10 protein-coding genes are annotated in these 7,750 nt (G+C 65.0%); 6 read left to right on the top strand and 4 right to left on the bottom strand.

The window, feature by feature from the left end:
- From A5650_RS03805 to A5650_RS03790, 4 genes are all read right to left on the bottom strand, one after another.
- On the bottom strand, window positions 1–599 hold a 599-nt coding region (locus A5650_RS03805), incomplete at its 3' end, for a DUF222 domain-containing protein (protein WP_197501778.1).
- 151 nt (window positions 600–750) lie between these two features.
- Entirely contained in the window at window positions 751–942 is a 192-nt protein-coding gene (locus A5650_RS03800) for a ferredoxin (RefSeq protein ID WP_065143237.1), read from the bottom strand.
- A complete protein-coding gene (locus tag A5650_RS03795) occupies window positions 939–2,144 on the bottom strand; it encodes a cytochrome P450 (RefSeq protein ID WP_065143238.1) in 1,206 nt (401 codons plus the stop codon). The genes A5650_RS03800 and A5650_RS03795 overlap by 4 nt, the downstream gene beginning before the upstream one ends.
- Before the next feature lie 93 nt (window positions 2,145–2,237).
- Window positions 2,238–2,996: an IlvD/Edd family dehydratase gene (locus A5650_RS03790; protein ID WP_065143239.1), complete on the bottom strand. Its 759-nt coding sequence runs from the start codon at window positions 2,994–2,996 to the stop codon at window positions 2,238–2,240.
- A gap of 56 nt (window positions 2,997–3,052) precedes the next feature.
- Between A5650_RS03790 and A5650_RS03785 the strand changes: the two genes are divergently transcribed.
- The 6 genes from A5650_RS03785 (at window position 3,053) to A5650_RS27265 (ending at window position 7,649) form a co-directional block, all read left to right on the top strand.
- A complete protein-coding gene (locus tag A5650_RS03785; protein ID WP_155769388.1) occupies window positions 3,053–3,673 on the top strand; it encodes a TetR/AcrR family transcriptional regulator in 621 nt (206 codons plus the stop codon).
- A 147-nt stretch (window positions 3,674–3,820) separates the two neighbouring features.
- Window positions 3,821–4,372, top strand: a complete 552-nt coding sequence (locus A5650_RS03780; protein ID WP_044543343.1) for a recombinase family protein — start codon at window positions 3,821–3,823, stop codon at window positions 4,370–4,372.
- Window positions 4,373–4,464: 92 nt separating this feature from the next.
- Window positions 4,465–5,292 carry a restriction endonuclease gene (locus A5650_RS03775; protein WP_197501777.1) on the top strand — a complete coding sequence of 276 codons (828 nt, stop codon included), beginning with the start codon at window positions 4,465–4,467 and terminating at the stop codon, window positions 5,290–5,292.
- Window positions 5,293–5,360: 68 nt separating this feature from the next.
- Entirely contained in the window at window positions 5,361–5,696 is a 336-nt protein-coding gene (locus A5650_RS26680) for a hypothetical protein (protein WP_065143241.1), read from the top strand.
- A gap of 745 nt (window positions 5,697–6,441) precedes the next feature.
- Complete coding sequence (locus A5650_RS03760; protein WP_044543345.1) at window positions 6,442–7,248, top strand: ParA family protein; 807 nt, start codon at window positions 6,442–6,444, stop codon at window positions 7,246–7,248.
- 164 nt (window positions 7,249–7,412) lie between these two features.
- Window positions 7,413–7,649, top strand: a complete 237-nt coding sequence (locus A5650_RS27265) for a hypothetical protein (RefSeq protein ID WP_231992524.1) — start codon at window positions 7,413–7,415, stop codon at window positions 7,647–7,649.
- The last annotated feature ends 101 nt before the right edge of the window (window positions 7,650–7,750 follow it).

The raw sequence follows: 7,750 nt of genomic DNA, 5'->3' as shown, positions 1-7,750 counted from the left end.
TAAGCCAGGGCTTGGCGGTCCTCATCGGAGAGCTCGCCGTCCTGGTTCAGCAGGTAGAGCATGTGCGCGGCGGCGGTGCGGAACTCGGCGGGTCCGAGTTCGCAGGCATGCTGGGCCAACTGGACTTCGGCGTTCTCCCGGGTCTGAAAATCCACGAACCCGGGCAGCTCACGAAAGAACCACCGCACATGCTTGATGCGCTCGGCGCCGATCAACCCCTGGGCCTGACCACGCGCGAACGTGGGCATGGAGGGCGCCAGCGGTTCACCGGTCAGCGAGGTCCGCGGCCCCAACAACGCCGCCTCGTCCAACCGCCGACGCGCCTCCGAGCTGGAGATCCGCAGCCGCTGCGACAGCACTGCCGAGTAATTCTTGGCGCCCAGGGATATCGGTGAGCTCTGGGAGGTGATCCGCTGATACACCCGATGATCGAGGACCGGCTGCGCGCGGGCGATAGCTTCAAGACGCTGCTGCACATCCAACAACTCGACATCGGTGAACGCGTCGATCGACAGGCGATTCATCTGCGCGGTCAGGGTTTCGATCTGCGCCAGGGCAGCCAGCATCGCCTCCCGGTCTGCGACGGCTGAGCTACCCATGCCTCGAACATACGTGCGACCACCGACAAAAATCCGCGCCATGTGACGTCAGATGCCCAAGTGACACAGGGTTTTTGGTACTTCATCGAGACTGCAACCAGCGTGACTGTCACTCGCACTTTGTCACGGTGGGTGCAGTGTCAACGCCCGTTCACTCGACGATGTTCAGCGCTCCGGAGGGGCAGAGCTGCACGGCTTTTCGCGCGTTGTCCTGCTCGGCTGGGGGCACATCCTCGACCAGCAGCACCACGATCCCGTCGTCGTCCTGGTCGAAGACCGCCTCGCTGTTCATCACACAGACCCCGGCGCCGATGCAGACGTCGCGGTCGGCGCGCACCCTCACCAGGCCACCTGCAGCGACTGCAGCCCGTAGATGAAGTGGAAGGACCGGAAGGCCACGTCGTCGAAGGATTCGTCGAGGCGCAGGGTCGGAAAGCGTTGCAACAGAGCCGGAAACGCGATCTTCATCTCCATCCGGGCCAGCGGTGCGCCCAGGCAGTGATGGACACCGTGGCCGAACGCCAGATGTCCCATGGCGCCGCGGCGGACGTCGAATACCTCCGGGTTGTCGATGAAGCTCGGGTCGCGGTTGCCCGACGGTAGTGAGACGACCACCAGCTGGTGCGCGGGAATCTGCACCCCGGCGATCTCCACGTCGTTGGTGGTGATGCGGGGGATGCCCGAATGCACGATCGACAGCCAGCGCAGCAGCTCCTCCACCGCCGGGCCCACGGCATCGGGGTCGTTGCGCACCAGGGCCAGCTGATCCGGGTGCTGCAGCAACGCCAGGGTGCCGAGGCCGAGCATGTTGGAGGTGGTCTCGTGACCGGCCACCAGTAGCAGGCTGCAGATGCCCACCAGCTCGTCGTCGGTGAGCTCGGATCCATGCTCGCGCACCAGCATTCCGAGCATATCGTCACCGGGTGAGCGACGTGCGCCGGCCACCAGCGCCTGCATGTAGGCACGCCCGGCGCGCTGCAGCTCGAAGCGTTCCTCGATCGGGATCGACAGGTCGAGCTGGCGGCTGGTGCGGTGCTGGAAATCGTCGCGGTCGTCATACGGCACGCCCAGCAACTCGCAGATCACCAGTGACGGGATGGGCAATGCGAAGTCGGTGACGAGATCACTTGGTGGACCGGCCTTTTCCATGGCGTCCAGATGCTGGGTCACGATCTCGGTGATCCGTGGCTCCAGGCGCTTCATCCGGCGGCCGGTGAACTCGCCGGTGAGCATGCGGCGCAACCGGGTGTGCCTGGGTGGGTCCAGGCCCAGCAGGTTGCCGGACTGGGCGGCGCGTTGTTCTTCCTCGGACACCTCGGGTGCCCCGGGTACGACGAACCCTGGCGGGCGCTCATTGGAGAACCGCTCCGGATCGGAGAGCACCGTCTTGATGTCGTCGTGGCGGGTCACCAGGTACACCGGCATGCCGAAAGCGTTGATGACGGTGCGCACCCCCTCGGTCTCGCGGATCTCGCCGAGGGTGGGGATGGGGTCGAAGTCGACACGCTGCATGTGCAGCGGAGGTGAGGCAGGTGCCTGGGTCATGGTGTCGACGGTACACGCGAGGCTGTTGGGTCCGCGTTGGGAAAGCGTCGATCAGGCCGTTGACCAGGGCGGGATCGCCAAGAAGCCGCTAACTCACCAGCCCCCCACCCAGCCGTCGAAAATGGCGTCCGGCTCGTTTTCGGGCTGCTCGGAGCGGCCGACCAGAAAGTCGAAATCGCACCCCCGGTCGGCCTGCAGGACACGGTCGACGTACATGGCCGCGTAGCCACGACGCTGTCGATGGCGCGGGGGTGGCGCCTGGCGGGTGGCCAGTTCGTCGTCGGGAACCAGTAGGTCCAGCGTGCCGGCGTGGGCGTTCAGCGCGATGATGTCGCCGTCGCGGACCAGGCCCAGCGGACCGCCCGCGGCCGACTCGGGGCTGACGTGCAGAACACACGTGCCGTAGGCGGTTCCGCTCATCCGGGCATCGGAGATCCGCACCATGTCGGTGACGCCCTGGCGCAGCAGCTTGCTGGGGATGGGCAGCTGGCCCCACTCAGGCATGCCGGGGGCACCGCGCGGGCCGGCATTACGCAGCACCAGCACGGAATCCGCGGTGACGTCCAGGTCGGGGTCGTCGAAGCGGGCCATCATGTCGCGCATGTCGTCGAACACCACGGCGGGCCCCTGGTGCACCAGCAGGGCAGGGGTGGCCGCGCTGCACTTGATCACTGCGCCGGTGGGCGCCAGGTTGCCGCGCACCACGGCCAGGCCCTGCGGCGGCTGGAACGGGGCATCGATGGTGGCGATGACGTCTGCGGCGGTGGAGATGCCGGAGGGCAGGTTGTCGGCGACGGTCTTGCCGCTGACGGTCAGCGCGTCTGTGTGCAGCAGGGTCTCGATGGACTTCATCACCGCGGGGATGCCGCCGGCGTGGGAGCCAATCAGCGCTACCCCCCGATGACGACATCGACCCGCGAAGAATCCGCTCACGCAACCGGCTACTGGATGCTGCCGCAACACTTCTCAGCACAGGAGGGGTCGAAGCCGTCACCATCGATGCGGTCACCAAAGCCTCCAAGGTGGCCCGCACCACGCTGTATCGGCATTTCCAGAGTTCATCGCATCTGCTTGCAGCCACATTCGAGCGACTCCTTCCGCAGGTGACCACACCGGCGCCGACCAGCGGATCCCTGCGCGATCAACTCATCGAATTACTCAGCCGCCAAGCCACCCTGTTCAACGACGCTCCGCTGCACGTCACCACCCTGGCATGGCTTTCGCTCGGACCTACCGGCGCCAAAGACGACACCGACGACCGCCACGCATCCAGAGCACTGCGAGCCCGTGTCGTCGACCAATACCGACAACCATTCGACGCGCTACTGCACAGCGATGAAGCCCGAACCGAAATCAACGACTTCGACCTCGAACTGGCACTGTGCCAACTCGTCGGCCCACTCGCCTTCGCCCGCATGACCGGAATTCGCACCATCACCCACCACGACTGCGCGGACATCGTCGACGACTTCCTCGCCGCCCACCGCCGCCGAACTGCCAACCCTTCAGGCGTAGAGGAAGTGGTCTGACAGCCCAAAAAGACGACCGAAAAATAGGCACCTTGCGCGGACCCACGGTGACCAGCGTGAACACCGTGTCGGTGTGTCCCAGAAATCTGTCCCACTACGGCTCTAACGTGGACAGGGTTAAAAACACACCTGGAAAGGCGCGCATCGATGGCACTGCTGGGATACGCCCGCGTCTCCACGCTGCACCAGTCACCAGAGATGCAGATCGCAGCCCTCAGAGAGGCTGGTGCAGAACGTATCTGGATAGACCAGATGTCGGGAACCCGCGACGACCGACCTGAGTTGGCCAGCCTCCTGGATTACGTCCGCCGCGGCGATGTCCTCATGGTGTGGCGGCTGGACCGCCTCGGCCGTTCCCTACCCCACCTGCTCGCCGTCGCCACGGACCTGCACGACCGCGGCGTCGAACTGCGTTCCCTCACCGAATCGGTGGACACCACCACTGCGGGCGGGCGGCTGATCTTTCACGTCTTCGGCGCTGTCGCAGAGTTCGAACGAGCCATCGCAGCCGAACGCACCGCGGCAGGGGTAGCCACCGCCCGTGCCGCCGGCCGCCACCCCGGCCGCCCCGGTCTGAGCACCGACACCATCGCCGCCGCCCACGCGCTCGACAAAGCAGGCACTCCCCGAGCTCAGATCGCCCGCACCCTGGGCATATCCCGATCCAGCGTCTACCGATGCCTGGAACTAGCACGATGACCACACCGCGTCCCCTGTCGACGGCCATCCGCAACGAAGTGCTCGCTGCGTGCCGAACCGCCCTGCACTACCGCGGCGACCTGAAATCGCTCATGCTCGGCGCCGGTGTCCCCGCCGCGGTCTACAACCGCTATGACCACCTGGAAAACACCAAGGTCAAGATTGCCCGCAGCATCCTTGACGAGCTGCAAGAACTAGGACCCAACGGGTGGGCAGTCCAACGCCGCATCGTCACCGAACTGTGCGGCATGCAACGACCCGCCAACGGTGTCGAAGACCTCACCGCTGGCCGCAATGCTCTCGATGCGCTGCGCCGAACCGCCGCCCACGAAGGCGTCATCGTCGACACCGAACAGGCCGCCAGAAATGACCGGGCCACACGAGCCGCCAAGCGCCAACAGCACATCACCGAGCAACAGCAGACCCTAGACCGTCTCCGGACTGAGTTCGCCACCCTGGCCCGCAGCAAGCCGAGCACAAACGCCGAACGCCAAGCACGCGGCTACCAGCTTGAAAAGCTCCTCGCCGACCTCTTCCGAGCCAACGAACTGGAATACACCGGATCGACCCGGCAGCCCCACGAGCAGGTCGACGGATCCTTCCACTTCCGCGGCTTCACCTATCTCGTTGAAGCACGCTGGCGCAACCAGCCACCCGACAAAGAAGACCTTGCCGGATTCAAACTGAAGGTCGACGGCAAGCTCGAAAGCACTCGCGGACTGTTCATCTCCATGGCCGGCTTCGACGAGGAAGTGTTGCAGTACTTCGCCAACGTCAGCGGAAAACGCAACGTCATCTACATGACCGGCCAGGACCTCGCGATCATCTTCGAAGGAAACATCGCACTCGAAGACGCCCTCCTCCGCAAGATCGACGCCGCAGAAAAGCACGGCCGCTACCTGATCAACCTGCTGGAGTGACCGCCGCTGTACCCGCTCGGTTCGTAGGCCGCGTACTACGACGAGGCCCCCTTATCTATCCTGAGGGCGTGACGAGTGAGGACGGTGACACCGGGCCGAAGCGCACTCCCCCGCGCCGCTTCGGCCAACTGCCCGACCTCGCTATCACGGATGACTTCGATGAGCCGCTACTACCGGACGAAATTGAAGCTTGGGAAACGCCCGACGACCCAGCCTCCCCAGCGGACAGCGGTGCACTCAAAGAAGAGTGGCCCATCGACGACCTCGACGACTGGCCCTTTGACGACCCGTCCATCGACGTGGCAGCCCTACATAAGTCGCTGCTGGAGTCGGAGGCCGACCTCGCGGCCGGCCGTACGTTCAGCGAGGAAGACATCCGTGCTCGCTACGGTTTACCGCGCTGAGACACCAACTGACGATCTTCCCCGGCCGACACAGGATGTGGTCACTGGTGCTACACCCGCTGCGGGTCGCCGGGCTCTGTCACGGCGCTCCACCCAGCACGACGTTCATCAGCACTAGGACGTTCAGCACGCCGAGCAGGATCGATAGCCCGCCCGCCACGTCGTACAGGGTCAAGGCCTGGGACCTGTGATCAGCGCACCGTCGCAGGAAACCATGTCGGGGCTGCTCGCAGCGGCGGCTCCCATCGTTGATCCAGGCCCGGCACTTGCTCAACAGCTCCCCGCCGATCACGAATGGTGCCGCCAGCAGAAGCGTCCCTAGCGCAATCCCCCACGCGGTGAGCGTCGTTCCATCCCACCAATGCAGGACAAGCATCCACGCCAGTAGGTCGATACCGCTGCCACCAGCCCCCACGTGCGGAGCCCAATCGACAGTTCGCCCCGCGCTGCCCGCGCGGCCAGCGTCACTCGGAGCGCTCGGAGCCACGCGGGGTGTTGGCGGCGCCGCGCTCCAGCCGTAGCTCCCTCTGGTGGCATATGGGCATACCGTGCCGGGGCGATGCCGTCCTACGCGGCATCGCGAGTCGTACTGGCACATCCGTATATCCCCAACCCGGCCCGGCCCCCACCATTCAGGGGCAAGTATCAGCCCAAGCACTGACATAGCCCTATCAGCATCACATGTTTTCTTACATGTAAGTCTGCATGTAGACATGTTTGTATGTAAGTTAGTATGCTTCCTGTCATGACTGTTTCCGCAGATAAGCAGTGCGAAATTCTGGCCGTGGCGCTGCAAAAGGGCGGTGTCGGCAAGACCACCACCACCATCAACCTCGGCGCCAACCTCGCCGCGATGGGTCACCGCGTTCTCGTGATTGACATGGATCAGCAAGCGCACAGCACCAAGGGGCTGGGAATCGAGCTCGACGCCGAGGACGCGTCGATGTACGAGGTCCTGCACCCGGACAGGACGATGCGCGTCCCGCTAGCCAAGGTCATCGTGGCGAGCCAATTCGGTATCGACGTCGCCCCCGGCCATCTCGCGCTCAAAGAGCTCGAGCGAACAGGACTCGGGTCCGGGGGCCAATTGCGGTTAGCACGTCAACTCGACGACATCGAGGGCTACGACTTCGTGCTGCTGGACTGCCCGCCGGCACTGGGGGAGTTGACCACCGCAGCGCTGGCGGCCGCCGACTACGTTTTGGCCGTCCTCAAAGCCGGCCCCGACGAAGTCGACGGCCTGGTGGAACTGGGCAACTCAATCCTCGATGTTCAGGAGACCCTGAACCCTGACGTGGAAATCCGGTACGTACTGCTGGCCGATTTCGACGGCAATCCGAAAGCCAGCAAGGACGTGCGCAGGCAGCTACGCGCCGACTGGGGGGAATGGGCTGACGGCGGGGCCTACCTGGGCGAGATTCCACACACGGTCCGGGTGGTGGAGGCCAAAGGCAAACGTGTACCGGTCAACGTGCACGCCCCAACCTGCACCGCAGCAGTGGCCTACCGCGAAGTCGCGCAGCGCATCGCCGCAAGGCGGCAAGCCGCATGAACGCCGCAGCGAAACCCACCGGATTGCAGGTCGGCTCCACAAGGCCGCTGTCGCGTGCAGAGCGACGAGCACAAGCCGCACGGGTCACAGCCGACGAAACCCCCGACGCGCCCGAAACATCAACCGAGCACGAACTACCAAGCAGCGAAACTCCGCCAGCCCCCGTGGTCACCCCACCCGGCGAGACCCCGACCCAGCCGGCCGAAGCGCCGCGACTCAAAGCCCGTCAACGGAAGGTGAAAAGCCCGTTCGCCACACAGCTACACGCGGGAACTCTCGCCCGGCTCGAATGGATCAAGGCCCGCGGGTACGTCATCACCGACACTGTCGACGACGCCATCAACAGCTACCTCGACGACGCCGGAATCCCCAGGCCAGACCACAACGACCGCATGCCTTGAGAGCCGCACGTGCCCTCCTTCCTCGCCGCCAATTGTGGTGAACGTGGTGGTGGGGGCTGTCAAGGCTCGACCGTGGTCGACCGCGCAGCGGCGGCACGGCC

The organism is Mycobacterium sp. 1164985.4 (genome assembly GCF_001668575.1).
Taxonomy (GTDB): domain Bacteria; phylum Actinomycetota; class Actinomycetes; order Mycobacteriales; family Mycobacteriaceae; genus Mycobacterium.
Note: the sequence above shows the minus strand (reverse complement) of the source record. Positions and strands in the feature narration are given on the sequence as shown.

What these genes read in the sequence shown, in the direction of transcription:
- A5650_RS03790 (WP_065143239.1), bottom strand. Translation starts at nt 2,996, where the DNA reads ATGAAGTCCATCGAGACCCTGCTGCACACAGACGCGCTGACCGTCAGC.
- A5650_RS03760 (WP_044543345.1), top strand. Translation starts at nt 6,442, where the DNA reads ATGACTGTTTCCGCAGATAAGCAGTGCGAAATTCTGGCCGTGGCGCTG.
- A5650_RS03780 (WP_044543343.1), top strand. Translation starts at nt 3,821, where the DNA reads ATGGCACTGCTGGGATACGCCCGCGTCTCCACGCTGCACCAGTCACCA.
- A5650_RS03775 (WP_197501777.1), top strand. Translation starts at nt 4,465, where the DNA reads ATGCTCGGCGCCGGTGTCCCCGCCGCGGTCTACAACCGCTATGACCAC.
- A5650_RS03795 (WP_065143238.1), bottom strand. Translation starts at nt 2,144, where the DNA reads ATGACCCAGGCACCTGCCTCACCTCCGCTGCACATGCAGCGTGTCGAC.